Source organism: Sphingomonas sp. ERG5 (assembly GCF_000803065.1).
Lineage (GTDB): Bacteria > Pseudomonadota > Alphaproteobacteria > Sphingomonadales > Sphingomonadaceae > Sphingomonas.
Window position 1 is genome coordinate 1 of record NZ_JSXI01000006.1, and the last position, 26,140, is coordinate 26,140.

Genomic DNA, 26,140 nt, shown 5'->3' on the forward strand with positions numbered 1-26,140 from the left:
TATGACTCCTCAGTTGAAGGAGCCTCGATGGTCTGCCCGCCTCAGGCGGCGCTCAACTCAGGCGCAAACCTCGTATCTACGTCTCGACCTCACCGCGCACGCCAATCCCGCGCAGCGGGTTCGTGCATCGGCCAGTTCAAGCCGAAATACAGCACCTGAATCAACGTCCGGTTCCGGGATGCCGCGCGTTTTTAACGTAGCGCCAGCTTAAAATGCCGCCGCCGTCAGGCGGCCGGTAACATCATGACGGGTAGACCGCGACGTTGATATTCCGGGCAAGGGTCAACAACTGATCGGGATCGCTGCTGCGGCTCTCGATCGTGATCTCATCGACATTATCGAAATACCGCTCCGGCTGAACCAGGTCGACCGTGCCGCCGGCCATGACGGGCGTATTGGCATAGCTGACCCGCACGTCACCGGCATCGTTCCCCGGCACGGTGACCGAGACGATATGGCTGGTGTTGCACATCCGGTGGATCGAAATGACGATGCGGCTAGCCTCCAGCCGCGCGCCGCTGAAATCGACCGCACACATCACAGGCACCCGGGCAACCAGCCTGAGCGTCGCCGTGGAGGCGTAAGCGGCAGGTGCCTGCGCGAGCGCCGACACCAGGAAAAATGCTTTGATGATCTTGCGCATGAACGGCCTCCGAAGAGACCCTTAGGACCCAGACTATGCCGATTAGCCTGCGAGACAGGGTTAATCGCCGATTAGGGCTGCATCGCTCAATTCTCCGAAATGGAGACGGTGATCACATCCTTATACTGCCCGGCATAGCTGCGCCGAATGTCGCCAAGCGTGACCGCAAGTTCATAGGCGCCACCCGACAAGGTCGCCGGTGGGTTGCGCGTGAGCGCCGTCGGCGACCGGAGGTTGATCTGCTGGCCGTCAAAGCGCGTGCTATAGCTGATCGGCGGCAGGGCGGCATTTTCCATATGGCGCAACACCCCACCATTTTCGGACGACAGGGAGACGGTCACGCTGCCGTTCGACCAGATATTGACGAACACGCGCTCGCTCTGCCCGCTATGCGCTTCGCCGAAATTGATCGATGCGGGCGCCATCGAGAGCGGACCGCCATTACCTCTGGCGGCCGCGCCGGAGATGTTCATTTCGATCCGCGCCGGTACCGCGACGTTCAGGCTGGCATTGGGACTGGTCAGAGCCAGTTCGCTATCGGCATCGCCGACCAGGCGCAGCGCAAGGTCGGTCCGATACAGGCCGCGCCGCATGATCTGCTGTGCCGGTATAACGATATGGATGCCGATCATGCGCTGCTGCCTCGCCCCGATCGTCAAGGAAAACGGCCCAATCTCGCCGGCTTCACCCCCGCCTCCTCCGCCGCCATTATCGACGCGGTAGAGGAGCCGGTCGGCACCGGAGAGGAGCGAACTGCCGCCGGTCGAGGGACGGGCGAACAGGCGCACGGTGCAGGCCGTATCGCCCGTGTTGGAGAGCTCCACATTGATATCGGCGACCTCGTTCGACGGCGCAAACGGGTTATAGGTCAGCGATACCACCGGCGTGACGGTGCGCCCAGTCACTGTGCAGGCAGCCTCGGCTTGGGTGGCAGCGGTGATTGCGAGGAACGCCGAGAGCAGCGAGCAGATCTTGATCACGGCTGATAGTCCTTCACGACGATGGTTCCGGCATTGACGATCGACGCCGCATCCTCAGCGACAGTCACCGTGGCGATCGGCGCGGCGGCTCCCGCGGGCCGCAGCGAATAGGAGCCGGGCGCGAGCTTTTGCGCTACCAGTCGACCCGTCCTGTTGGTGAAGAACTGGATCGCCTCGCCCTTGCCAGAAACCGGCGTCAACAACCCGGCAACATAAGGAATGGGGGCTCCCTTGCCGTCCAGCAGCGAAGCAATCAGCGTATGCGAGGCAGCCGAGCCGATCTCCCACAGATAGCCGCTCGCCGCGCCGGGCAGGATGTCGATCCGCCCGGCTCCGATATCGTAACCGGGCGGGAGGTCAGCGACCTTCACCTCAAGCACGTCGGGCTGATAGCCACGCTGCACCGGAACCAAGGCCGGACCCAGCACGCCCGTCCTTGCGGCTGGCCCAAGGCTGTAACGGCTGCTCACCTCGACCTGCGCGCCCTTCAGGGTCGGATGCCCGGCGACGATGGTGAAACCGCGATCCGCGTTACGCCCGAGCGCCAGGCGGTCATCGCTATACCCGACACCGAAGCTCAGCTGGATATCCGACGTCTGCGTCTTCTGACCATCGACACTCTGATAATCATGGACCACCGATGCGCGGAAGCGGTTGAAATAATGTTCGACCGCGATGTTCGCGCCGCGCCCTCCATCCTCACGATAGACCGACGCCTCGGCGCTGGTCTGCCCCAGACCTTCATAGCCGATCAGCGAATAATCGGCGGCGACACGATTGCGTTCCGAATTGTAATTGGTGCGCACGGACTGATTGCGGCCAAGCGGGATATTGAGCGACAGGCTGACCCGGTGATCGGTGCCGCGATCGTCCTTGCGATAGCTATAGGTGCCGCTGGTGGAAATTCTGCCAAAGCTGCGCGACAGGCCGACGCTGGCGGTGATGAGGTCGCCGAACGGATCGCGGCCCTTGCTATAACCCGCGCCGACCGTGGCATAGAGTTTCTCGCTCAGCGCACGTTGATAGCGGCCATTGATCTCGTAGCGATACGTGTTCGGGCGACTGTCGGAAAAGGTCATCGGCGAGAAGGCGGCGGAGCGCGTGATGAAATCGACCGCGAGCAGATTCTGCCGTCCTGTGCTCGAGACGCTGTTGAGCCGGTAACTGATCAGGGCGGAATATTGCAGTTTCTCGAAATCGCTGCGATCGAGCGCACCCTCTACGCCGAACACGCCGAACGGCGTGCCCACCACGGCCTGACCGGTGAACAGCGCATTGGCACGATCCGCCTGAACGCTGCCGCCGAGCGTCAACCAGTCGGTCACGCCGCGAACATAATAGCCCGAAAACATCGGCGAATGGCGGTAGCGGGTGCTGGAAAATTGCGAAAAACTGTCCTGCTGCTGCCCGATATTGGCCGAAAACATCGACACGCCCTGTTCGAGCAGCAGCGTGTCGGAAAAGAATGACAGGTTCAGCGTCTCGCTGCGCCCACTATCGTCGGTCACGTTCAGCTGTACGTCGTTCAGTCCGTCAAGGAATGGAAAATCGCGCAGGTCGTACTGACCGGCCGGCAGCGTCAGCGTGCGATACAGCGCGCCATTGACCATCACATCGACCCGCGACGGCCGCTCGAGCGTCAGCCCGCCGCGCCCGGCCGGGCGAAGATTTCGATAGGGCTGGATGTCCTGATACGACCGTTCGACGCCAATCCCCAGCAGGTTGGACGAAACCTGATATGACCCGGTCGTCTGCGGATCGAGATCGCCGATCGAGAAGCGCACGGCGTTTTCGACGTTGTCGTGGAACAATGTCGTGCCGCGACGGAAGATGTGGTTATTCTCACGGATCCCGCCGAGAAAGGTGAGATAGACGCCATCCTTGCCGCCATAATTGGCGAAGCCGCGCACGGCGAGCAGCGCCGGGTCGCGATCGATCCCGCCGAACCCACGGCTATGCTGCAGGCGCTGTGACAAGGTGAAGGTCGCGCCAGCCGCGAAGTCGGACGGGTCGACCGTTGCGGCGAGGCCCAGCGAGCTGCGATCCTGGATCGAGATGACATTGGTCGCGCGGGCATTGACCGGCAAATCGAGTCGCAGCTGCAGCCCGGCCAGGTCGAAGACCAGCGGAATATCGTCGCTGCGCAACTCCGCCACCGGCGCGAACGCCCGGTTGGCGATGCGCAGCTTCAGCTTGTCGAGGATCGAGGGTGACACGATCTTTTCGAGACGGGCGAGCAGTTGAATCGTATCAACCGATGCGTCGCCTGCGGCGTTGGTATCGACCGTCACTTCGCCGGCCGGTGCGCCATTCACCGTCAGGCCGATCGACAGTTTCACGCGCCGGGCGGCGCGCACCGGCGCTGGGCTGGTCTGCGGCGAGGCCGCCGCCGGCCCAGGTGCAGGCAGGGTCGATGCGGGCGGCGTCGGCGATGCGGTCATGGATTGCGCGCCTGCCGGCCCAGCACACCATATGATCGTGGCGGCGCTGGTCGACAACATCAGGGAACGGACAGGGCGCACGCCTTTTCGTCCGCGACTATTTGGCGGCGGTTTGCAGCGAGAAGCTCGCCTTGGCCCCCTCGCGGACGAATGCGGCACTGACCGGCAGCTCGATGATGCGGCTGGTTTCAGGTTCTATCAACGGCTGAGCCAATGCGTTGGACAATGCCTCGCCTTCCAGCGTCTCGACCTTGCCGTCGCCCCCGGTGAGCGTCCAGACACCGTTGCGCAGCCGCGCATATCCATTGCCGGAATTCTTCACCTCAATGCGCAACTTGGCCGTGGTCACGGCGGGCTTCACGTCGACGATCTCGAGTTGCGGCCTGGCGCCATCCGGCGACACGGCCGCCAGCGTGCCCATGTTGAACAGGAATTGCACGCCAGTCGATTTCTCGCCGCTGGTGTCGATCGGCAGTTGGACTACCGTGACGACATAAAGCACCGTTTTCGTGATCGCCGGATCGCCGACATATTGCACGCGGAAGGTCTGAAAGCCGTTGGGCGGAACGATCCCCTGCGGGGGGAAGATGAGGAAATCATCTTCGGCCGGTATGCGTTCTTCGGTGCCGTCGGGCAGGATTTTCCGGCGCTCGACCTTGAGTTCGACCGGCATTGGCTTGTCACCGGTATTTTCGACCCGCAGATCCTTCGAGGCGCCGCTTCCCGTCGGAGTAAGGTCATACGCCATCGGTTGGACGCGCACGGCCAGGGCCGGGGTCGCGATCAACGACATCATGGCAAGCGCCACGATCAGACGCTTCAACTTACTCTTCACGGTCTGCTCTCCCCCCCGGGAAAAATCAGTTCGGGGTGATTTCTATGGTGATGACATCGGTATAGTCGCCGGCGAGCAACCGCCCCGGTACGACCGGTATTGTGATGCTCAGCATGCCCGACGTTCCGGTGACTGACGCCAATCCGCTGATCCGCGAGACGAGCGGCGCGGTGAGCGACGTGTCCGCAATCGCGATCGAGACGTCGCCGTCCTGCGACAGGCGGTAACCAATCCGCTGAGCGCCGCGCACCAGGGCGCCGCCGTTCAGCGAAGAGACCTGCCTGGTGAATCCGTTGGTGTCGTTGCAGTGATAGATCACCGGCGTCATCGACTGCGCGCCGCGGATGTCGAGGCTGACGATTGCCGATGGCGACGTGACCTCGACCGTGCACACCGGCGCCACCACGCCGTAGATCATAGTGGTGGCGGTCGCTGAAGGCTGGACCGGGGCCGTCACGATGGCGGCCATTGGCAGGAAGAACAGCGGCACCGGCAAATTCCTGGTTCAAAAGGTAGAGGGCGGCCCGAAGGCCGCCCTCATGCCAGCTCAGTTCGCGGTAAGCGTGAACGAGATGGTGTCCTGATAGGTGCCGGCATAGGCCGGGCCGTTCGGTGCAGCGACGTTGACCGACATTGCGAACGTGGTCGCATTGATCAGGGCAGCGTTGCCGCCGAGTTGTGCGCTGTTGATCGACGTCGTGCCGTTCAGCGGAACCGCACCGAAGCCGCCGAGCGTCAGCGTGTAAGGATACTGGGTCGCGCTCACGCCGTTCTGATCAGCCAGATGGCCGTTGTGCAACGACGACACCGAACCGGTGAAGCCAGCCGCATTGTTGCACTGTGCCGTCACGTCGCCGACCGCTGTCGTGCCGCTGAGGTTGATTGCCGTCGTGCCAGGCGCCGAAATGGTGCAAACCGGTGCGACCTGGGCATAGATGGTGGTGTTCGCGGTGTTCGCGAGAGCCGGCGTTGCCGAGACGATGACCGAAGCAGCGGCAGCAATAAGAATCTTCTTCATTTTCGTACTCCAATAGATCATGAAATTATAGCATCGGAGCATCCGAGCTATTTTATTTGGGCATAGCCAGCCGTTCGAAGAAACGACCATTCTCCGTCAGCTGCGTCATGATGTGGTGTTGGGTTACGCCAAGCCGTTGATAGCTTTTTTAGTTCGTCGCCGAACCATTCCCCCGCCACTCCCCGTCACGAGCCTCCCGACTCGTTAACGTCTTCTTAAGGCTTGTCTTGGGTAGGCGGCAATCTGGATTCTTTCTTAACCCCCATAGATTTCCTTACAATTATTGGCACTGATTGTGCCAAAATCGCACGTCGCAGGAGTGAGTCGGAACCCTTTCAAATCTTTTGAAGATTCCTGATCCAGCGCAGGGACATTATGGTTAAACTGCCATATTGGATGTTTTGGCCGATGTTGGCCATGACTCGGGGGAGGCGTTCGAATGACTATCACGACGCTCGACCAGCGTGGCATCGACGAGCCGCATTTTCTCGGATCATCCCAGTTGCAGGCAGGAATGATCGTCCGATACGAACAGCCCGCCGCTGAGCTGATCGATCATATCACAGGCTATCATGTCTACGGAGCAAGCGGCGCCGCAGCGATGAACCGGATCGACTGGTTTCTGCCTGGTACCGCCAATATCCGCGTTACCTTGAACGCTGGCCCGATCGAGATCGGCATCGGCCGCCGTATCTTCTCGCCCTTGCCCGAGGCGAGCCTGTTCGGCCCCACCAGCCGCGCAATCCGAGCTACCACCAATGGCGGTGTGATGGTCGGTGTCGGCGTCAGCGCACTGGGGTGGGCGCGGTTGTCCCGGCGATCCGCGGAAGATTTCCACAATCGGGTGGTGCCGCTGTCGGAAGCGATGGGGGACCGCTTCTCAAACCGGCTGACTCAAGAGCTTCAAGACTCGGAAGGCGGATCGATGGTCAAGCCACTGCTCGACGCCTTGTTATTGCCGCTGCTGAGCCTGGCCCATCCCGACGAACCCCTAATCCGCGAATTCGCTGCATTGCTGATGGTCGAAGGCGTGATCGACGTTGGCATCGTCGCTCGCCGGCTCGGCATTTCAACCCACAGCTTGCGCCGGATTGCGACGCGCTATTTCGGATTTGTCCCGAAGGTCCTGCTAATGCGCGCTCGGTTCCTGCGGTCGCTGATCAAGCTGATGACAAGTCCGGACCGGCGCGATTATTCGACCATTGATCCCAGCTATCATGACGCGTCGCATTTCCTGCGCGACGCGAACACATTTCTCGGCATGACGCCGCGTCGCTTCCTCTCGTTGGAGCGCCCGTTCCTAGATGCCAGCATTCATGAGCGGGCGGCGGTTCTGGGCTCCGCCACCCAAGCGTTGCATGACTTCGACCTTGCCCGTGAACGGCTCAGGATTTCCCGAAGTGCGATCTAGGTTGTGGTGACGATTTAACTATTTAAGCCAGAGCATGATGCTGGCGAGTTTGACGAAGCCGAGGAAGCTGTCGGCGAGTTTGTCGCATCGGGTTGCGATGCGACACCACTGTTTGATGCGAGCGAAGAAGGCTTCGATGCCCCATCGCTGCTTATACGCAATGCGGTCATAGCTGCGCTGATATTTGCGGCGCGTGTGCAATCCATCACCTCGCGACGTCCCGGTTGTTGCCAGCGCTATTGCTGCGCTCCTCCAAGCCGCCGTGGCGTCGGCCATCCTCGCGGGGATGAAAATTTAACGAGCAGGGCGAACCGTTCGCTTCAATCGTATCGCGAAAGCTCCCCCTCCAGCCGCTTGACCAACGCGTCAATGTCTGCCCGTATGTTCGCCTCTGAACGCATCCGTGCGCGCCGACCTTCTTCCAGAAGCGCTCGCCAGTGCGCGAGTGTTTCCCGGTAAACGGGCTGCCCTCGCAATCGTGAACAGCTCCCGATCGCGCCACGCAGATTTGTCGAGATGGTGCCTTGAAGTTCCATTTCGTGGTGCTCGCTAACCATTGTTACGTTGTGTCGTCGCAGGTCGATACGGTGCGGGTGATACATTCGGCATGGGCAGAACATCCAGCTAAGCGCCCGTCCGTTTCCAACGCTGCCCCCCTGGGAAAAGGAACCGAAACCCCAGCAAACGGAAACGGACGGACGCTGATCCAGCTTTCGCTGGAACTCGATCAGGCCACGAGTCGCTCGTGGTCGAACCCGATATCGCGCCGAACTGTAACTTGCACGACGACATTCCAGCGCAGCTTGAGCAACCTCACGTGCCCGCCGCGGATTACGCGATTCTTCCCTGTCAGAACTCTGGCAAACTGCCGTCCAACCCGACGGGCGCTATCACCGGCGCGCCATCGCATCACTGAGAAGCCGATCAGCGCCGCGCTTGCCACACCGAGCATGGCCTGTCGCGCCGCTGCCACTTGCGCCCCGACCCGTGACCGGTGTTCGAATATGGCGAGATCGACGCTTCTCCAGGCGACTTGAAAGCTTGGTGGTACCGGCTTCCAGCTACGATCAGTCGATGTCGACGACCGAATCATGTCGTGGCTGCAACGCGTGCATCGGCTGAACTGGAAGCCCTGGTTCTCCAGCGACACCTTCGGCACCGTGTGGCCGGACAGATTGCAGAGCAGGTTCATGGCGGTCTCCTTTGATCTTCCTTGCATTGGTGAGCTTGAGATGAAGTGAGGCGAGCATGCGCAATTCGGAGTTTCTGTGATCGAGGACATAGTCCAAATCCCAGGTCTCAAAGCTATGGCCCATGCCGACGATCAGGATCTTGCAGGCTTGGCCGCGCCGTTCGTTCAGCCTGGGGACGATTGCAAGTCGGCCCCGGCTGTCGAACCTTGATGGTGCAGCGAAACCGAAAGTACGCCTTAAGGTGTCTAACTGCTGACCGTAGGCAATCCCCCTTCGGCGACGCGGCGGTGCTCAAAGCGATCGATCTTTTCCTGAAGAAGGAAATTGTCGACTGCAACCGTGCAATATATGCATTCATCCATATATACATATAAACTGTTGTTGGATTTGCATTAAACTATTGCGACATAAAATCATCTGGCATCATTATCGCGCCAGGCCCGTTAACGTTACAAATTGCGCTTCCAATGAACAAACGACTCATGACCTCCTCCATCCTGTTGACGGATGGTTTGGCTTTGCAGCCTTGTTAAAGATATATTGTAGATTACCCTAAGGGTTGCCCGGTAAGGGTTTTTGCGGATCGCGGATTTCATCGACAGCGCTGCGCGTGGCATAATCGACTGAATTCGATGATCCCGAACAACCTGAACTCCGGACGCGAAAGCGTTCGGAGGCTTGCTATATCAAGTCTCGAGAGTCGCGGAGCTGAGTGGAGCTGGCCGTCGTCGTTGCTTGAGAGTGGCCTCGTTTTCAGCGGAATGCGCTCGATCGAGCGTTTGACGACGGGAGGGAGCTGTTCGGTTCCCTCCCGCGCAATTCAGCAGCGACGAGCATCCAGGCTCAGCCGTCCGCCGCCGAACACCACCAGCTGAAGCAAGCCACCAGCGTTCGATGCCCCCAGGAGGAATCGAACGAACGTATGAAGCCTGCGGTCATTTTATCAAGGAATTTCAACGTAGGAGCGCTGTGCGCAGCCGCAGAAGAGGAAACCTACCGGCTCTCCAAGGGCTTGGTTTCAAAGCGCGAATTTCAATGAACTCTCGCCGGAAGACACAGTAGCAGACACAGCAATTTTCGCAAGGTTTCCACTGAGCCGTCAGGTAGCCTGATCGAGCCGTTATCGGTCTCGATACGAGTAGCTCGTGACCTCCGCGACCGATTGGAAAACGACGGTCGGATCTGACTCGGCTATTAAGCGGCGCTCGATGCTGGCCTCTGCCCAGGCAAGCCAATCCACACCGTCCTTACCATCGATGACCGTGCCCTCGTCCATACCGGCCGCTTTCAGAGCATCGAGATATTCCCGTGCCAGATGGGCGTCCTTCGCTGCGTCGAGTTCGTCATCGGACAACGCGATAGCGCGAGGAATTGCCCACAGGTCATAATAATCCTTCATACGACCGTTCAGCACGCCGAGTGCCACCATCGCCTGGAATTTCTCGGCGATGACCGTGGCCGGCTGATAGGCGCGCACCTGCGGCACCGGCAGTTCCAGCAAAGTCGGGTAGTCAAGCCGCTGGGTGGCATCGGCCAGCGCGTCACCGAAGCCGATGTCGATCGTGACGGGGATACGGGTCCGTTCGAGATAGGCAGCGGTCTTCAGCCTGACGCCGCCAGAGCGTCGATATCGAAGACGAGGCCGTCGTCGGCCCCGATCGACATGATCTCGCGGAAATCGTCGATGAGCCGATTGGGATCTGCGGATCCATGTCCAAGGAAATCGGCATCGCGCGTCACCCGATTGTCGTCGGCGACCCAGACCGTGACGAGCATCCCGCCTTTCAAGACGAAGCGCTCGGCATAAGGCGGTAGAGCAGGCGCTCGAGCGCAAAGCGCACCAGCAGGATATCGAAGGTGCGGCCTTCGCGCCGCGCGATAGCGAGAAGACGGTCCTTCACCGACTTCGCGAGGTTTGTTGGCGCCTTAGCCATTGGAGGTGAGCGCTTCGAGATAAGGCTGCATCACCTTCCAGGCTCCGCCAGCCTGCGCACTTTGCGCGATCGCGCTCGGGGTCGCCTTGCGCTGCTGGAGAGCGGCGCGCAGGCCCTCGACGGCAACAGACCGGTCGACCAGCTTGGGATTGCGGAAGAGGTCGGCGAGCGTCTTGGGGACCGAATAGACCGGCACGGAAACGGCGGCGATCTCATGATACTCAATCCCTTGGCGCAGATAGGCTTCGGCAAAGCGGACGGTGCGGATCGGTGGATAGGCCTGCACTGGTGCCCAGTCGCTTTTTCCGATCGCCATCCAGATGCGCCGCGGCATCTGGTCGGTCAGATCGTGGAAGGCCAGCGCCGAGACGAGAGCGACCACACCTTTAGGCACGCGCATCGCTGCCTCTGCGAGGATCTGGTTCTCCTCGATCTCCGCGTCGCGTTTCTGATACAGACCGCGCGCAATCCGCTCGATTTCGCCCGCCTCAACCGCACGAGCAATCGTCTGCGCGCTAATCCCTGCGTCACGCAGTTCCTGCGCACGCATCATTGTACGCGTATCGAGCAGGCTGCGAAGCCTTTCGACCTGAGTAAGTGATGTCGACGACATGTGACAAAACCTCTGATTCATCGCAACTCTATCAGAGGTTTTGTCACATGTCGCTAGTAGCATGATCGGCGGACCGTCTGAGCCAGCAGCCTTCGCGCAGCGCAAATCCACGAAACTTTGATGCCCTCAGGAGGGAATCGAACGAGCGTACGAAGCCTTCGGTCATTTTATCGAGTGATTTCAACGCAAAAGTGCTGCGTTCAGCCGCAGAAGAGGAAACCTGATGGACGCCCAAGCAACTGACTTCAAAGCGCGATTTCCATCGCCTTCTCGCCAAGGGACACATTATCACGCGCACGTCGCGGCGCAACCCTTAGGCTTCCAAGCGAAACAGCGAAAAAGCTTCGGATACTCTCGCGAGGACCGTATTTCGATCGATCACGCTTGCTTATGGGCTCGATCGAGCACGCGGAAATTCGCGCCGTGATCGATAACGTTTCCATTTATCGATCAAAACTTGGTTGATGAATTAAGAAGTACGATTGACAGATACTCGGAAGCATCCCTTGCAATACATTACATGAGCTAGAATGTTTACCTATATGGCAGAAATATTTCACTTGAAATATCTAAGTACGAGTGCTCCAAATTGCGCCTAGCCGACAACTCTGTTAGCTAATTTTTTGGAGCCATATATGCGACGGCCAAGGGTTGCGTGGTCAGCGGCGTACGCGACCGGAACTCTTTCGGCGGTTCTGATTATCGGTTCTGCTTCCCCTGCCTTTGCGCAAAGCTTGATTGATCTCAAACCGCCTGCGCAGATCACATCCGACGAAAACGGAGTTGATGTCACAAATTTGAAATATCGTTTCTATCTTGACGAAGGTTCCATCGGCAGCGGGGATGGAATCCTGAAGATGCAACGGCAGTACGGGCCGGCCGGAGTCACCACCAATTGGCCAGGAATTATCACTCGCTACATAGATGAGGCCAGCCGAGTCTACGTAGTTGTCAGATTTGGCCAGACAGCCAACGTTTTTGACCTGATGACCGGCCAGCCTGGCAACGCAATCGATCCTAACAATCCCACAGCCGGCACCTTTAAGCCAAGAAATGGTGACGGCTCAACCCTTGTGACACCCGATGGCTATGGGCTGGTTTACACGTCTCGATCCGGCGAAAAAATTACCTACGGCCCGCCGCAAAGTGGGGGGAATCACGCCTATGGGTATGAGCTCCCATTTTGCGGGCCGCCAAGTCAATATCGGAACAACTGCCTGCTAGCACCTCTTTCGAAACAGACCGGACCTGGAGGTTTTACGACCTTTCTCTGGAACGGTACCAGGCTTGAAAAAATCCAGAACAATTTCGGTTATGCCGTTGAAATTGATTATGTGTCGAATGTTGCGGATGACGGCCTGTGTGCCGGCGGCGATCAAAGCTGCGACTGGAATCGCCGTTCTCATATGACATTCAAGAATTTGAATGCTCCAGCGCAATCTTGGCCTGTCGTAACCTATACTTACCCCTCATCGACCACGACACTTGTTACAGATCCGTTAAACAGAACATGGCGCCTCAATCTTCAAAATGGTGAATATGCGGGCGGCAATCCCGGCATGTTAAATAGCGCCAGATCCCCCGGCTCATTGACTGATAATCTTGTTATAAATTGGAGTAGTCAATATTATCCCGCAGCGATGATTACCGCTATCACCAAAGATGAAATAACAACTCAATACAGTCACACTGATGAAACATTTACTTGGCCTGGTACGTCTATTTTGAAATCGACAAGGCTCACTGTTTTTGTGACAAATTCCACTAATAATGTTAAAAAGTATGTCACGGATACCGATTTCACTGTATATCCAAACAATACGCAAATTTCTAGTACAATTGATGAGCTGCAAAATGTAACACTGTATGGATATGATTCATTCAATCAAATCATAAGCAAAACTCGTCCAGAAGGTGACATTGTTCGATACAGTTATGACAGTCGTCACAATGTGACGGAAGAGCGTCATATTGCCAAAATTGGCTCAGGTTTACCTGACATCGTATTATCGGCAAACTACCCGGCAAACTGCGCAAGCGCTACAAGTTGCAACAAAGCGAATTGGACCAGGGATGCTAGGGGATCCCAAACAGACTATACTTATGACGCAATCACCGGAAATATATTGACGATCACATCTCCCCCGGCAACAAATGGCATTCGACCTCAGATAACGTACAGTTACGTAACGGCGAATGGTGTACAGTTATTAAATAGTGCTTCAACTTGTCAGAATACAGCTTCGTGCGCTGGAACAGCGGACGAGATAAAAACCACATTTGGATATAACGCCAATCTGCTGCCGGCCAGCATCACCAAGGCGGCGGGCAATGGTAACCCCACAGCGACCACCACAACCACCTATGACGCTATCGGCAATCGAGTGAGCATTGATGGACCGTTACCGGGCGCGGACGACACCACCATCTACCGCTACGACGCCGACCATGAGATAATTGGGGTAATTGCTCCGGACCCCGATGGCACAGGTCCACATAAGCGCCAAGCGACGCGGATTAGCTATAACACAAATGGTCAGCCAACTCAGCGTGAGCTTGGCATAGTGGCGGGAACAAGCGATAGCGATTGGTCGGGATTCGTAAGCACGCAAGCCATAACGACGACCTATGACGCGAACGCACATAAGATTAGTGATGCGACAAGCTCAGGGGGAACGATTTATAGTCTGACGCAATATAGCTATGATGCCGACGGCCGGCTCGACTGCACCACTGTTCGGATGAATCCGGCGGCATATGGATCACTGCCCGCATCGGCTTGCACTGCGCAAACAACAGGAGCCGCAGGCCCGGATCGGATCAGCAAGACGAGCTATGACGATGCTAGCAGAATGGTCAAAATGACCTCGGCATATGGTACAGCAGCGCAAGCAGACGATATAAGTGTGACCTATACCAACAATGGGCAGAGGAAGAGCGTAGCTGACGCGAACGGCAACACGACCAGTTACACATATGACGGGCTGGATCGGCTGACGAAAGCGAACTACCCCTCATCCACAACAGGGTCGGGGGCCAGCTCGACCACCGATTATGAACAGCTCGGCTATGATGCGAACGGTAATGTGACCAGCCGGCGACTGCGGGACGGCCAGTCGATCGCCTACACTTACGATGCATTGAACCGATTGACTTTGAAGGATCTTCCGTCATCCGAAGCAGATATCTCCTATAGCTATGATTTGCTCGGGCGGCCGACCTCCATCAGTTCCAGCGCACAGACATTGTCGTTCACCTTTGACGCTCTGGGTCGCAATCTCACCCAGGTCGGGCCAGGCGGCACCGTCTCTTCGCAATATGATCTAGCAGGCAGGCGTATCCGGTTGACCTGGCCGGATGCGTTCTATGTCACTTATGATTATGACGTTACGGACAATGTGACGGCGATCCGCGAGAATGGCGCGACAAGCGGCCCGGGCGTACTGGCGACGTACAGCTATGACGATCTGGGACGGAAGCTGAGCCTGACGCGCGGCAATGGTACCAGCGCGACATACACGCCCGATCCGATCTCGCGCCTATCGTCACTGACACAGGACCTGCCGGGTACGGCACAGGATCTGACATTGGGGTTCAGCTATAATCCGGCGAACCAGTTATCAGGCACGACACGTTCGAACGACAGCTACGCCTGGACTGGCTCTGTCAACGTCGATCGCCCCTACACGATCAATGGGCTCAACCAAGCGACGGCGTCCGGGTCGACAGCGCTTGGCTATGATGCGCGGGGCAATCTGACCAATTCGGGCACGACGACCTATGCGTATAGCTCAGAGAATCTGCTGCAGTCCTCCGGCGCGAACACGCTGATCTATGATCCCCTGATGCGGTTGTACCAGGTCAACACCCAACAGCGGTTCGGCTATGACGGGCAGAACATGATCGCGATATGGAACCCTGTGACCGGTGCGCTGGGGAGCCGGTTCGTCTATGGCCCCGGTGATCAGGCGCCAGTGGCGACCTATGGCCCAAACGGCGACCGGTTCTGGCTTCCGGCAGACGAACGCGGCAGCGTGATCGCGGTGACCGACAGCACGGGAGCTGCCATCGGCGTGAATTCCTATGACGAATATGGTATTCCGGGCGCAACCAACACGTCGCGCTTCCAATATACCGGGCAATATTGGATATCGCAGCTGGGCCTCTATTACTACCGGGCGCGTTTCTACTCCGCGACGCTCGGGCGGTTCATGCAGACCGACCCGATTGGCTATGACGATGGGATGAACTGGTATGCCTACACCAAGAATGACCCCATCAATGGAACAGATCCTAACGGGCTTGAGTGTGGAGCGCTTGACGATTCTGCTTGTGATATTGGTGTAGCGCCACCGCCTCCTTCGGATGATATCGTTGTAACAGCGAGCGGATTTTCTGCACCCGAGCCCATCTCGATAGCTGGAATAACGGTAATTCCGAATAGTGATCCTGCCGCTTCTGACTTCGAGCCGCATAATGAGGACACGAGTGACATCATCGTCAACGGGCAGAGTCCCAGTGATGACGAATCAAGCGACGTCCTAGTCATCGCCCCGAGAATTATACTGGCAAAGGGTACTCAGCCGCAACCTCAGGGACCAGGCGGTGGCCCATATTCCGGTTGTGTGCAAATGTTTCACGCTTGCCATGCGCGCGCGCACTCGTTTCCCAGCGATAAGGATGCGCGTAATGCATATCTCGAATGTAGAGATGCGCTGCGGGTGTGTACCACGATTGAAAATAATCCAGAAACGGATGGTTTTGTCTACGTCAGAGGAGTGGGTTGGGTCTGGATTTCTGGAGGAAATAGTTATTTTCTTCCGGTTCCTCGTTCGTGGCGCTGATCGTGATTATTGCACCCCTTTTTCTATCTATGATCTTTGCGGGCGCAGTTGATCGAAATTTGAAGGAAAATCAGATTATGAGCAATCCGCACCATAGTTTTAAGGAATTTGAAGAAGCATGCAAAACTAACTTCGAATCCATGGTGGAAGGTCCCGTAATCATCATCTCTCATACGTTCAGTGATCACGAACCGCACAACACTTATATATCAACCTACCAGTATAATATCGCAACATCTGATGGTGGGCAACGGGGACCATACAAATTTGAATGCCGTCAAATAGAAGGCGAGAGAATGTTTATTTACTCAGAGATATAGCGCCGAAACACAGGCGCAGATTGCCGTTGCCAAAGATGCGCACGCGGAAATAGTCACCCTGCAGTACATGAGGTGCTGGAACGTACATCGCATTGGTGACCTAGGTGGCAATGCTCATACCTTCTGAAATGGGTGGGTTGCCGTCCAGCTCGAGGAAGACGCGCTCGACATCGCGCAGCGTGTTACGCCGGTCATAGTCCGCCCAGTAACTGCGCGCCTCATTGAGGGCGCGCTCGATAATCAGTCGCGAGCCGATTTTAAAACCATCATGCGATCGGAACCGACGATCCAGGGTAGCGAATGTGTTGGCGATACCACGCAAATAGATCTCGCGGCGATATTTCCAGATGTGGCCAAACGTCGACGCGCAATTCCCGGCCTGGTGTCATTAGTAGATGTTCTGCCATTGTTCTCACCTCCCGCGTCGTTTGGACAAGAGACGATGGCATATGATCCTGCCGCATTTGAAGGCGATTGGTGGCTTCTGATCGAGGAGCAGCCACTTGAACGCATACCGGAGAAGAAATGGACGCTGGGCGGCGGTCGGATCATTCGCCGCGGTGAAGACGTCGGCACTTACGCGCTGACCGAGCACCGCCTGACGCTGACCGTCACAAGCACGCTCGATGGCGATCCGGACGTCTATTGGTTCAGCATCCCGGCGGACCAGTTGCCGCTACCGGATTTTGATGAGCCCGAGGTCAACTACCTATCCGGGTATATCGAGGAAGAGATTCAACTCTACTGCACCCTTATTCGCGAGGAGCCGTGGCTGAAGACGCTTCCAGTGACCCCATATCAAGAGGCCGAGGTTGTGGTGATCCGCGACCTGTTCCAGCCCCGGCACGATCCCGTCCCGGCGCGGGCGTAGCCGTCCTAGCGCACTATTCTTTCGCCGGCAGCGCTGATGGGTAGCTCTTCTCATACGTATTAGTTCTTGGCCCTCGCATTTTAATGCCTGGACCTCGCATTAATATAAAAGGGAGAGTTGAGATGAAATTATTTGCCGCAATCTGTGACCGCAACCATATTGGTGTTGGAAGTCCGGTTCGTTTCCTTCCTGCTCAGGGACGTTGCGTCCCCCTATGCAATGATCGGGCAATTCGGATGGCTGCTAGGCGCCAGCATTCTGCTGGCTGCCGGAACCGGCATGCTGCAGCTCGATGCCGCCGCGCGCGGTAAACGCCGCGCAGCCGCGATAGGCTTACTCGCGGCAGGATCGCTCGGCGCATTGCTCGGGGCCTTCAGCCCGCTCGTCCTCGGCGTGGGCGTCGCGGCGGCGGCGCTGACCGCATTGAGCATTGGTCAGCGGGTGGAGATGACGGGCTTCTTCGCGGGAGCAGTCACGATGCTGGCCGTACTGGCAGCGGCACTCCAGTTGCTGCTGCCGGCCGGCGCGCATGTGCTGGTTTGGCCGCTGCTGCTGTTAGCGGGCATCTCGGCCCTACTGATCCTCACACCAAACGGAGCGGCGCTGCCAGCGGTGCGTGCCACAATCGCTATCGCCGCCGTTCTACTGATCGGCATGATGGCATCGCAAGCCTATGGCTTCTTCGTCCTGATGGGCCCCACCCTGCCGGCGATCATCGCTCCCTTCGTCGCTCTGGCGGTGCTGGCCTTGGCGCCCTTGCTCTGGTTGCTGAAAGGATCGGCTTGGGTGGGGACGGCCAGCCTCGTTGCGGGCCTCATACTGTCCGCCGTGGCCGGGATTGAAGGGCGGGCACCGTCCGCGGCCAGCCCCGAGATGGTCGAGGTCTTCTATCTCGCCGACATCGATGCGCGGACCAATTATTGGGTCAGCAGTAAGTTGGATCCTTCGGGATGGGTCAAGACTGCAATGGAGCAGGACGGCGATACAGTCCGACGCGAGTCGATGGAACCATTGCTGCCCGAACCGCCATTGGTCGCCAATGCGAAGCCGGCCGCATTCGTCCGGCCTGTGCTCAACCTCGCGATTCTGGGCGATGGCGCCGCCCGTCGGGTCGGCATCCGCGCGATCAACGCCAATGGCGGCCGCTACATGCGGATCTTTGTGAAGCCGTCGGTCGCGATCCCGCGGCCTACGCTCGCGGGGCGGCGGTTGCCCGGGACACTTCCAGCCGGCAAATGGTCGCAACTGACCTTCCACGCCAGTGGCACGGAGGCAGTGGAACTGACCTTGCCAACCGTCGGGCAGCGCGGATGGATCGATGTCCGGCTCGTCGAGGTTCGCGACGGCTGGCCGGCGGGCGCTAAGGCGCTGACTAAGCCGGCCAATATCCTACCGTTCCGGCGCGCTGACACGAGCATGATCGTTGCCCGATCGGCTGTCACATGGTGATCGCCCCCGATCTTTCCGCCAAGTCATCAGCTACGGAAGCGCTGTTGGACGGAATCTGGCGTCGGGTATCGCTATCCATCGACGGAGGCTCACCGCAGGAAGACAGCACAGTGCTCTGGCTTCAGATCGACGGGATCTTCGCCGATCTACGAACTCCGCTTGGTGCCGGCGCGCGAACCGGTCCATCTGCCTGTTCCGGCCAAACTCGGCTCGTTCGCGACAGGCTGACCTTCCATCGCGATATTGATACCAGCCCAGACCTCATTAACGACAGCGCCCGCATCACACTGGATGGCGACGATCTGGTCGAGCGAGGTGTATTCCGCCTCGGTCGCCATAACGTCCTATACGAAGAGGTGTGGCGCCGCGATGCCGTGACCGGCAGCACTGGGTCGTTGGCGACAGTGGGGCATGAGCCCGGCGGCAAGCTCGCCGCGCGGCTGCTGCGCATCGGTGATGTCGGACTCATCGTCGTCAAACCGCTCGATTCAGCGCAGTGGGCGGCTGAACTTCGCCATGCCCCAACCGGCTGGAGCATCGTACGTGATATTGGCGCGGCGCACGCGCCCCCGGAGTTGCTCGGAACTGGGATCCGAATATGGCATGGCCTCCATTGGAGCTTGATCGATGGATAGGCGGATTGACCCGCCGGGATTAACCGCGGGCGTGCTCGGCGTCGGCCTGCTCAACACCGCCGTGGTCAACGCCTTTCCCTTCCTCGCCGGGACGCTGATGGACCGCGCGGGCATGAGTTCAGCGGGCGTCGGATTGTTGATCAGCATGGAACTGCTGGTCAGCGCGGTCGTCGCACTCGCCTTGTCGGCGCCTGGGTTGCGCCTGTCCCCGAGCCTGTGCGGACTGGCGGCGTGCGCCGCATTCGCGGCCGGCAATCTGCTGGCGATGCAGGCTGATGGCGCAGTGCTGGCCGCCGCGCGGTGTCTGGCCGGTGCCGGCGGCGGGCTGGGGCTCGCAGCAGCGGGACGCGCGATCGCTCATGCCTCGTCGCCCGCCCGGCTCGCGGCCACGGTCGCGCTAGTCCTGGCGGGGCTGGGTGGCGTCATCGCCCTCATCACGGGCTGGCTTGTGGCGCACCATGGCTATCCCGGCGGCGCCTTTTTTCTGGCGGCGATCGCGGTGATCGGCGCTCCGCTCACCACCTTCCTCCCACACTCAGCCTCAATAGCGCGGACGCCGTTCAGAGCGCCGGGCGGTGCAATACAATGGCCGGCCGCCCTGCCGCTCGCGATCGCCACCGGATTGGCGTTCCTCGCCTCCGGCGCGATCTGGAGCTATTGCGAGCGCATCGGCCTTACGGTCGGCCTGTCATCCCATGCGGTGACATTTGCCATTGGCCTGACCGCGCTTGCCGGCGTTGCCGGAGGCGCTGCTGCAATGGTGGTAGCCAACGCGGAGCGAAGCTTCCTGGCCGCCGGCATCGGGGTGGCGGTGTTTGGCGCATCCGCCACGGCCCTGGCTCTGGCGGGCGAACCCTATGGCTACGTCTTGGCACTCACATCGTTGTCATTCGCATTCATCTTCGTCTGGCCCTTCCTGCTGGCTTCGGCGGTGGAGATAGATCCCTCGGGCGGTCTCGCCAGCGCAGCCTTTGGAGCCCAAATGCTCGCAGGCGCATTCGCTCCCTTTCTGGGCGGTGTCCTTCTCCTTTCAGGCAGCTTCCGCTCGCTCGCCATGTTCGCGGGTTGCGGCACCGTCGCCGCGCTCGTCTGCATCGCTATGTCCTACCGCGCCTTGCGCAAGCGCGACAGCGCATTCGACGCTCGCTGAACAGCCCTACCTGGAGACAGAGATTCTGATGACAGCCCAAGCAAACCCATCTGTGCCTGCGACACTGGAAGCGTTGTATGTCCTGACCCGCGCACCGATCGCCGCCGCGGTGAGCCTACCGCCCGCCTGCTATGTCGACCCCGGGTTCCTGGCGGTCGAGCGGGAGCGGCTGTTCGCGCGCGAATGGCTATGCATCGGCCGCGCGGCCGACATGCCGGTGCCAGGCGACTATCTCAGCTATGACAGTGCGATCGGTCCGGTAATGGCAGTGCGGCAGAAAGATGGGAGCGTCGCGACGCTCAGCCGTTCATGCCGGCATCGTGGAGCACTGCTGGGCAGTGATGGAGCGGGGACCGCGCGCCTGTTTGTCTGTCCCTATCACAAATGGACCTATGAGCTGGACGGAACGCTGATCGGGGCACCAACGATGCATAGGAATCCGGCGTTTGATCGGGCCGCATGTAGCCTGCCGCGCTTCAGGACCGAAGTCTGGCAGGGTTTCGTATTCTTCAACGCAAACCCCGATGCACCCGAGTTGGCACCGCGCCTGACCGCGGTCTCCGAACTCTGCGCGCGCCACGGCCTCGATGCGCTGGAGAGCCGGTTCGCGATCGACGAGAAATGGGACGCGAATTGGAAGGTGGCGTTCGAGAATAGCTGCGAGACCTATCATCATATGGGTGTCCACACGGCAACGCTCGAACCCGTATTTCCGACCCTAGGGGTCGTGTGTGAAGATGGCGGCGACCTGCACAATCTCCATTACGCGCCCGCGAACCCGGGCTTCGCCTTCGATGCACCCCCCGGTGATGCCACGCTGCTCGACGATGATCTGCGTCGGCTGGTGATATTGGGCATCTATCCCAATCTTGTCATCGCCTTCTCCGGCGCGACCGCGACCTGGTTCAGGTTCACGCCAATCACCGCGGATACGACCACGCTCCATGTCGGCTGGCTCACCCCGGTCGGACACGATCCCCTACGACTTGAGCAGGAGCATGCGACGGTCGAGCGGATTCTTCTCGAGGATCGGATATCGTGCGCAGCAGTACAGCGCGGACTTGCCGGGAGAGATGCCAGCCAGGGTCCATTGTCGCCTCTCGAGCGCCCGATCGCCGAGTTCGCACGCTATCTTGCCGGTCGGCTCGCAGTTGGCGAGACCGTCTTCAGTCCTGCAGAAGGCTGAGCGCGAGCCGGGCGGCTTGAGCCTGCAGCCTTTCGAGCTCCGCAACACCCACCGGACCGGACGCGCCGGCATAGGGCCAGGCAAGTGACACCAATATTGCGCCGAACATTATCGAAAAGAAGTTCGAATCGACCGGGCGAGTGAACACTTCGGTTGCCACGCCGCGCTGATGAGCGGCACGGAAGGACTCCGTTATCTGAGCCACAGCGTTGATGCTCGGAGCCTCCTCGATCGGGCCGAGCGCGGTCGAGATCGGACCGAACCCGCCCGGCGTGGCAAGGTCGCGCAGGATCAACCGGCCATAGCCGGGCTTGTTCGCGAAGAACCACACCAATCCGCGTGCCCAACTCTCCACCCATGCGACGGGAGGGAGTTCGGGATCAGGGGTCAGGAACTGCGCGAGTTCCTCGACCATCGTGCGGGCGAGCTCCGCGATGATCGCTTCCCGGTTCTCGAAATGACGATAGATTGAAGGAATCCGGATGCCGATGGCGTCGGCGATGTCCTTCAGGCGCATTTCTTCGACGCCATCGCGGGCGATCAGGCGCGTTGCCTCTTCCATGATCAGTTTGCGCGTACCTACCGGCTCGTTCTGGCGTAGCCGGCGGCGCGGCGGTCGCTCGCCCATCAATCGCTCCTCCATTTGGCGCGTAGCACAAAACAGAGCAGGTTCCAGGTTCCGTCGGAACCGGGTGTGAGCCGGCCTCGACGCCGCGGTGACCCCGCTGACTGTTAAATACGCTAACGCGGCCGAGGGCCACCGAGAGCGAAGCGCAGGCCGCGGCTGATCGACGCCGGCACGACGCTGACATGCGTTTCGCCCGCAAATTCGACAAAGCCTATCGCTTGGCGATCCATCCGGGAAAGCCGGGCGCCGAGCTTGCGCGCGTTGTCGACCGTTCGGATACGATCGATATAGGCGGCGAAGTCCGCGCGGCTCATGCCCGGTGGTACAGGTGTCGCGGTGGCGGAGCTTTCAAGGCCACCAACCGTCACGAGCATCCGCGATGCCTTTCCGGTCTTGAGCGCGGCGGCAAAGCGCGCCTCATTCGACAACACGACCGCGTTCCCGAACGAAATGGACGGACTGGCCGAAATCACGCTGCGAAACGCCTGTGGATGCTTGAAGGCCGCGTCGAGCGCGAACAGCCCACCCAGCGAATGGCCGATCAGCACATCCTGCATCGGATCGACGCGATAGCTGCGTTGGAGGTGCGGTCCGAGGTCTTCCTTGAGGAAGCGATAGAAGTCATCTGCGCCTCCGACCGGCAATCCACCCATCTCGGGAACAACTACCCCCGGTGGTGGCAGCGGTGTGTAATCGAGCACCCGGCGCTGCGCGATATTGCCGAGCGACGCTTCTGGCTTAGAGGCATCGAAGGGATAGCCGACGCCCACGATCAGTGCCGGCCGGATTTCGCCGGCCAGCTCTAGTATCCGCGCGGCCTCGACCGCTGTGGCGAAATAGCCATTGCCGTCCAGGATGTAGACCACGGGATAGCCGCTAGCGGGCGGTGGCCCGACCGGCTCGGACACGAAGATCCGATACACAGCCGTGCCGTCGTTCGACTGGAGATCGAACTGGCTGGCATAAAGTACCGTGGCCGGCTCGGCCGGCGTCGACCGCGCCGCTGGCTGCTGCGCCGCAGCCCGCACTGCCGGCACTGCCGGCACTGCCAAGGCGAACAACAATGCGCCGACGGCAACGGAAAGTGACAGGCGCGCCATCAGAAATCACCCCGCACGGTGATGCCCAGCGTCCGGGGTCTGACACGAAGCGCGCCGGCTTCGCCGAGCAGTACGCCGCCTACATGGGTACCGTCGACTGCGCTCATCTTGCCATTGGAATTGAAAAGATTGGTGGCGAAGGCGACCAGTTCAACGCCGGACAGGCGAACGCCCGCGCGCAGGTTCACCGTAGTGAAATCACCGAACGGAACACCCAGTTTGCCGAAATCGGAATACTGCCTGCCGACATACTGTGTATCGGCGCGAAGATACACTTCCCGCTGCGCAACCGTGAAATTGACCTGACCATAAGCGGCAATTTTCAGTCCGGGGTTGGCCGGAAGGCGATCGCCATCGTGTGCGCCGACCTGTCCGCTCACCCGCGAAATATCCGGCACGTCCTTCGTCAACTCGCCACGGCTGAGAGATAGCGATCCGCCAACTTCGACACCGCGCACCGGGACCGCGGCAAGTTCGGCCTCGAATCCGTAAACACGGGCGTCGCCCGCGTTGCCGATATAGGAGATGCCCCGGTACAAGGACGCCTGGATGTTCGACCAATCGATATAATAGAGCGTGGCGTTGAGCTGCAGCGCGCCTCCCGCGAGACGCGCGCGTTGGCCGATCTCGTAGTTCCACAGGCTATCGGATTTATAGGTGAACGGCGGCGGTGTCGGGCTGAGTCCGGCGGTGAGGTTCGGACCGCCGGTCCGAAATCCACGTGATGCCTGGGCGTAGACTGTCCAATTGTCGTTCGGCCGGTAGGTGACCGCGAAGCGCGGGTTGACTGTCGTCTCCGACTGTTCGCCGATCGTGTCGATGATGACGTCGGGCGAGAAGGATCCTGTGACGAGGACGCCCGTCGAGTGCGTGGTGAAGGCTACTCTCGATCGGCCGACACGCACACCGGCAGTTAGATCCAACCGATCGCCGATCGTATATGTGGCCTCGCCGAACAGTGCCCTCTCAGTCTCTATCGAACTGGTCTGGACGTCCTGGATAGAGCTGATGCCGACAAGCGTTCCGATCGTCGGGGAGTCGATCGTCTGACCGCCATCCCCGTCGATATGCTGATAATAGCCGCCCACGGTCCAGCGGAACGGTCCATTGCCAATCGATGAAAACCGGACCTCCTGCGTGAAGGTGCGCGATTGCGAGGGCGTAACCGTCTCTGCGGGCTCGACAAGGTCAGGAATGCCCAGAGCACCGCCGAGCAGTGTGACATAGGCGCCAGCATTGCCGATCGCGAGCAGATCCTTGCGCGAATAGCTGGTCGACGAGGTCAGTTCGACGCTACCCAGGTCATATCTCCCCACCAGGTTGAGGATGAGATTTTCGAGATCCACGGCGGGTTCGACGAGGCTGGCACGGCTGCGATTGCGTCCGGCCGGCTGCACATAGGAGCTGTAGCCCGTTGATCCCGTCCGGCTGTCCTGGTACATACCGGTCAGCAACAGCGACAACTGCTCACTGGGCGCGATCCCGATCATAAGGCGGCCACCGGACTGGCGCACCCAGTCGACGTCATTGCGACCGGTCAGGCGGTTGTCGACCACGCCGCCGATGCGGCCTGTGTAGCCCACCGCGCGGATAGCGACCTTTCCGTCGACTAGTGGCAGGTTGACCATCGCATCGATATCTTCCGACATATCCCCGCCGCTGGTCGTGCGTACGCTCGCCTGAACCTTCGCCGAATAGTCGCTGAATTCGGGCTTGTTGGTGATGATCCGCACGGCACCGCTGAGCGAGCCTGAACCGAACAGTGTTCCCTGTGGCCCGCGCAGAACTTCGACGCGCCGAATGTCGAAGAGGCGCAGGTCGGTGGTGCTGAGGCCGCCGGCGCCCGGATCAGCGGGCAAGTCGTCGATGAACAGCGCGACGGTCGATTGCTGCAATCCTGAGGTGACGCCAGTGGTCACGCCGCGAACGACCAGGTTGGCCTGGTTCGCACCGCCGCCTGCATTGGAGAGCCCCGGCGCGTTCGCCACAATATCGTCGAGCTGGACAGCACCACGTCGCGCCAGGCTCGTACCATTCTCCGCCGAGATGCTGATCGGGACATTGCGCAGGTTTTCGCTCCGCTTTGTCGCAGTGACCACGATCTCCGCCAGTTCGTCGCCGCTCGCGTCCGTCGAAGTGGAGGATGAAACTGGCAAGTCTTGCGCCTGCGCCGGCGCGATGATCGCGAGGCTCACAAGCCCGGAACCGGCGGTTATGGCGCGACGGAATTGCTGACGGTGACGGCTCATGGACTCCCCTATCGATTTGTGACCGCGTTCCCGGTCTATCGGCATTGATCGCTGATGTGGTACATCAGGCATTTTTAAGCTAATTAATTTAGCCTATAAATGCAATTGGCGAAAAATGTTAGCAAATATGCTGTAATATCAGTGTGTTGATTATCGGATAACGGCGATATTTGGTTCGCGTTTCGATTTTTTTGGTCCGTGGGTCGCGACCACCGCAAGAGAAGCGTCGTCAGAGGGTCTGAGTATGTGGAGGGCATAGGAGGATGGTATTGGGCCGTGTTCGTTCACGAAAAATGCACTGCCTGGCGCTACGAGGTCCACTTCGGAACCAATCGCGTCGATACGGACAACTTCATCTGGTGACGTCCCGAGCTATCTGAAACTTGCGAATGTATCGTGGGTTCGAGAGAGTGACCGTCCGTCGAACTGAGCCTGCAAAGGGCTGATTTCGGGCGGAAAAGTCGGCATGGTGCTTTTCATGGTACGCGGCGAGAAAGACCGAAGCAGGATCGCGATAAATCAATCGCTTAGCGCCTGAGTTCGAATCCCTCCCGCTCTAGCTCCCGAGCCAAGTACCGGTATAACCGGCATGGCGGGTCGCAACATTCGCAGTCATTTGAAGCGGCTCTATCAGTGGACA

General features: G+C 59.5%; 21 protein-coding genes and 2 pseudogenes. 8 read left to right on the top strand and 15 right to left on the bottom strand.

Going from position 1 to position 26,140, the window contains the following annotated elements; genetic code table 11:
• Positions 1–241: 241 nt before the first annotated feature.
• From OO12_RS01725 to OO12_RS01750, 6 genes are all read right to left on the bottom strand, one after another.
• Positions 242–643, bottom strand: coding sequence for a hypothetical protein (locus tag OO12_RS01725; protein ID WP_034156916.1), 402 nt, complete (start codon positions 641–643; stop codon positions 242–244).
• 86 nt (positions 644–729) lie between these two features.
• Positions 730–1,623 (bottom strand): hypothetical protein, encoded by an 894-nt coding sequence (locus tag OO12_RS01730; RefSeq protein WP_034156917.1) that lies wholly within the window; start codon positions 1,621–1,623, stop codon positions 730–732.
• On the bottom strand, positions 1,620–4,064 hold the full coding sequence (locus tag OO12_RS01735) for a fimbria/pilus outer membrane usher protein (RefSeq protein ID WP_034156918.1): 2,445 nt from the start codon (positions 4,062–4,064) through the stop codon (positions 1,620–1,622). The genes OO12_RS01730 and OO12_RS01735 overlap by 4 nt, the downstream gene beginning before the upstream one ends.
• Positions 4,065–4,161: 97 nt before the next feature.
• Complete coding sequence (locus tag OO12_RS01740) at positions 4,162–4,899, bottom strand: fimbrial biogenesis chaperone (protein WP_152616213.1); 738 nt, start codon at positions 4,897–4,899, stop codon at positions 4,162–4,164.
• Between the two features lie 25 nt (positions 4,900–4,924).
• Positions 4,925–5,389 (bottom strand): hypothetical protein, encoded by a 465-nt coding sequence (locus OO12_RS01745; protein WP_034156920.1) that lies wholly within the window; start codon positions 5,387–5,389, stop codon positions 4,925–4,927.
• Positions 5,390–5,446: 57 nt separating this feature from the next.
• Positions 5,447–5,917, bottom strand: a complete 471-nt coding sequence (locus tag OO12_RS01750; RefSeq protein ID WP_152616214.1) for a hypothetical protein — start codon at positions 5,915–5,917, stop codon at positions 5,447–5,449.
• A gap of 439 nt (positions 5,918–6,356) precedes the next feature.
• Between OO12_RS01750 and OO12_RS26625 the strand changes: the two genes are divergently transcribed.
• Positions 6,357–7,328 (top strand): AraC family transcriptional regulator, encoded by a 972-nt coding sequence (locus tag OO12_RS26625; protein ID WP_052215415.1) that lies wholly within the window; start codon positions 6,357–6,359, stop codon positions 7,326–7,328.
• An 18-nt stretch (positions 7,329–7,346) separates the two neighbouring features.
• Here the strand turns inward: OO12_RS26625 and OO12_RS01760 are convergent, their stop codons facing one another.
• From OO12_RS01760 to OO12_RS01775, 5 genes and pseudogenes are all read right to left on the bottom strand, one after another.
• Positions 7,347–7,604 carry a transposase gene (locus OO12_RS01760; RefSeq protein ID WP_268747907.1) on the bottom strand — a complete coding sequence of 86 codons (258 nt, stop codon included), beginning with the start codon at positions 7,602–7,604 and terminating at the stop codon, positions 7,347–7,349.
• Positions 7,605–8,055: 451 nt separating this feature from the next.
• Positions 8,056–8,520, bottom strand: a complete 465-nt coding sequence (locus OO12_RS01765) for a hypothetical protein (RefSeq protein ID WP_152616215.1) — start codon at positions 8,518–8,520, stop codon at positions 8,056–8,058.
• A gap of 1,121 nt (positions 8,521–9,641) precedes the next feature.
• Positions 9,642–10,297: pseudogene (locus OO12_RS01770) on the bottom strand (nucleotidyl transferase AbiEii/AbiGii toxin family protein).
• Between the two features lie 8 nt (positions 10,298–10,305).
• Positions 10,306–10,455: a hypothetical protein gene (locus OO12_RS28855; protein ID WP_200887364.1), complete on the bottom strand. Its 150-nt coding sequence runs from the start codon at positions 10,453–10,455 to the stop codon at positions 10,306–10,308.
• Positions 10,448–11,068, bottom strand: a complete 621-nt coding sequence (locus OO12_RS01775) for a type IV toxin-antitoxin system AbiEi family antitoxin domain-containing protein (RefSeq protein WP_034156923.1) — start codon at positions 11,066–11,068, stop codon at positions 10,448–10,450. Before OO12_RS01775 ends, OO12_RS28855 begins: the two co-directional genes overlap by 8 nt.
• Positions 11,069–11,802: 734 nt before the next feature.
• On the opposite strand from OO12_RS01775, the gene OO12_RS27345 reads away from it, so the two are divergent.
• Together OO12_RS27345 and OO12_RS28860 are read left to right on the top strand one after the other, a co-directional pair.
• Positions 11,803–15,912, top strand: coding sequence for an RHS repeat domain-containing protein (locus OO12_RS27345; RefSeq protein ID WP_160296709.1), 4,110 nt, complete (start codon positions 11,803–11,805; stop codon positions 15,910–15,912).
• Positions 15,903–16,232 (top strand): hypothetical protein, encoded by a 330-nt coding sequence (locus OO12_RS28860; protein ID WP_200887365.1) that lies wholly within the window; start codon positions 15,903–15,905, stop codon positions 16,230–16,232. Before OO12_RS27345 ends, OO12_RS28860 begins: the two co-directional genes overlap by 10 nt.
• 100 nt (positions 16,233–16,332) lie before the next feature.
• Here the strand turns inward: OO12_RS28860 and OO12_RS29020 are convergent.
• A pseudogene (locus OO12_RS29020) lies at positions 16,333–16,596 on the bottom strand (DUF4942 domain-containing protein); the annotation flags it as partial.
• A gap of 78 nt (positions 16,597–16,674) precedes the next feature.
• Here OO12_RS29020 and OO12_RS01790 point away from each other — a divergent pair.
• From OO12_RS01790 to OO12_RS01810, 5 genes are all read left to right on the top strand, one after another.
• The gene (locus tag OO12_RS01790) at positions 16,675–17,103 is read left to right on the top strand and encodes a hypothetical protein (RefSeq protein WP_034156925.1); all 429 of its coding nucleotides are present in this window, start codon (positions 16,675–16,677) and stop codon (positions 17,101–17,103) included.
• 219 nt (positions 17,104–17,322) lie between these two features.
• Complete coding sequence (locus OO12_RS01795) at positions 17,323–18,552, top strand: hypothetical protein (protein ID WP_034156926.1); 1,230 nt, start codon at positions 17,323–17,325, stop codon at positions 18,550–18,552.
• Complete coding sequence (locus tag OO12_RS01800; protein ID WP_034156927.1) at positions 18,546–19,187, top strand: hypothetical protein; 642 nt, start codon at positions 18,546–18,548, stop codon at positions 19,185–19,187. Before OO12_RS01795 ends, OO12_RS01800 begins: the two co-directional genes overlap by 7 nt.
• Positions 19,180–20,337: a hypothetical protein gene (locus tag OO12_RS01805; protein ID WP_152616217.1), complete on the top strand. Its 1,158-nt coding sequence runs from the start codon at positions 19,180–19,182 to the stop codon at positions 20,335–20,337. Before OO12_RS01800 ends, OO12_RS01805 begins: the two co-directional genes overlap by 8 nt.
• Positions 20,338–20,365: 28 nt before the next feature.
• Entirely contained in the window at positions 20,366–21,523 is a 1,158-nt protein-coding gene (locus tag OO12_RS01810) for an aromatic ring-hydroxylating oxygenase subunit alpha (RefSeq protein WP_082006281.1), read from the top strand.
• On the opposite strand, the gene OO12_RS01815 is transcribed toward OO12_RS01810, so the two are convergent.
• The 3 genes from OO12_RS01815 to OO12_RS01825 all read right to left on the bottom strand — a co-directional run bounded on the left by OO12_RS01815 (position 21,504) and on the right by OO12_RS01825 (position 25,500).
• Positions 21,504–22,151, bottom strand: a complete 648-nt coding sequence (locus OO12_RS01815; protein WP_160296710.1) for a TetR/AcrR family transcriptional regulator — start codon at positions 22,149–22,151, stop codon at positions 21,504–21,506. The genes OO12_RS01810 and OO12_RS01815 overlap by 20 nt on opposite strands.
• Before the next feature lie 113 nt (positions 22,152–22,264).
• Entirely contained in the window at positions 22,265–23,251 is a 987-nt protein-coding gene (locus OO12_RS01820) for an alpha/beta hydrolase (RefSeq protein ID WP_034156930.1), read from the bottom strand.
• Positions 23,251–25,500 carry a TonB-dependent receptor gene (locus tag OO12_RS01825; protein WP_160296711.1) on the bottom strand — a complete coding sequence of 750 codons (2,250 nt, stop codon included), beginning with the start codon at positions 25,498–25,500 and terminating at the stop codon, positions 23,251–23,253. Before OO12_RS01825 ends, OO12_RS01820 begins: the two co-directional genes overlap by 1 nt.
• Positions 25,501–26,140 lie beyond the last annotated feature (640 nt).

Excerpts from the sequence above, each read along its gene's own strand:
- OO12_RS01725 (WP_034156916.1), bottom strand. The coding sequence starts at position 643 with ATGCGCAAGATCATCAAAGCATTTTTCCTGGTGTCGGCGCTCGCGCAG.
- OO12_RS01735 (WP_034156918.1), bottom strand. The coding sequence starts at position 4,064 with ATGACCGCATCGCCGACGCCGCCCGCATCGACCCTGCCTGCACCTGGG.
- OO12_RS01750 (WP_152616214.1), bottom strand. The coding sequence starts at position 5,917 with ATGAAGAAGATTCTTATTGCTGCCGCTGCTTCGGTCATCGTCTCGGCA.
- OO12_RS26625 (WP_052215415.1), top strand. The coding sequence starts at position 6,357 with ATGACTATCACGACGCTCGACCAGCGTGGCATCGACGAGCCGCATTTT.
- OO12_RS01760 (WP_268747907.1), bottom strand. The coding sequence starts at position 7,604 with ATGGCCGACGCCACGGCGGCTTGGAGGAGCGCAGCAATAGCGCTGGCA.
- OO12_RS01765 (WP_152616215.1), bottom strand. The coding sequence starts at position 8,520 with ATGAACCTGCTCTGCAATCTGTCCGGCCACACGGTGCCGAAGGTGTCG.
- OO12_RS28855 (WP_200887364.1), bottom strand. The coding sequence starts at position 10,455 with ATGGCTAAGGCGCCAACAAACCTCGCGAAGTCGGTGAAGGACCGTCTT.
- OO12_RS01775 (WP_034156923.1), bottom strand. The coding sequence starts at position 11,068 with ATGTCGTCGACATCACTTACTCAGGTCGAAAGGCTTCGCAGCCTGCTC.
- OO12_RS01790 (WP_034156925.1), top strand. The coding sequence starts at position 16,675 with ATGGCATATGATCCTGCCGCATTTGAAGGCGATTGGTGGCTTCTGATC.
- OO12_RS01795 (WP_034156926.1), top strand. The coding sequence starts at position 17,323 with ATGATCGGGCAATTCGGATGGCTGCTAGGCGCCAGCATTCTGCTGGCT.
- OO12_RS01800 (WP_034156927.1), top strand. The coding sequence starts at position 18,546 with ATGGTGATCGCCCCCGATCTTTCCGCCAAGTCATCAGCTACGGAAGCG.
- OO12_RS01805 (WP_152616217.1), top strand. The coding sequence starts at position 19,180 with ATGGATAGGCGGATTGACCCGCCGGGATTAACCGCGGGCGTGCTCGGC.
- OO12_RS01810 (WP_082006281.1), top strand. The coding sequence starts at position 20,366 with ATGACAGCCCAAGCAAACCCATCTGTGCCTGCGACACTGGAAGCGTTG.
- OO12_RS01815 (WP_160296710.1), bottom strand. The coding sequence starts at position 22,151 with ATGGGCGAGCGACCGCCGCGCCGCCGGCTACGCCAGAACGAGCCGGTA.
- OO12_RS01820 (WP_034156930.1), bottom strand. The coding sequence starts at position 23,251 with ATGGCGCGCCTGTCACTTTCCGTTGCCGTCGGCGCATTGTTGTTCGCC.
- OO12_RS01825 (WP_160296711.1), bottom strand. The coding sequence starts at position 25,500 with ATGAGCCGTCACCGTCAGCAATTCCGTCGCGCCATAACCGCCGGTTCC.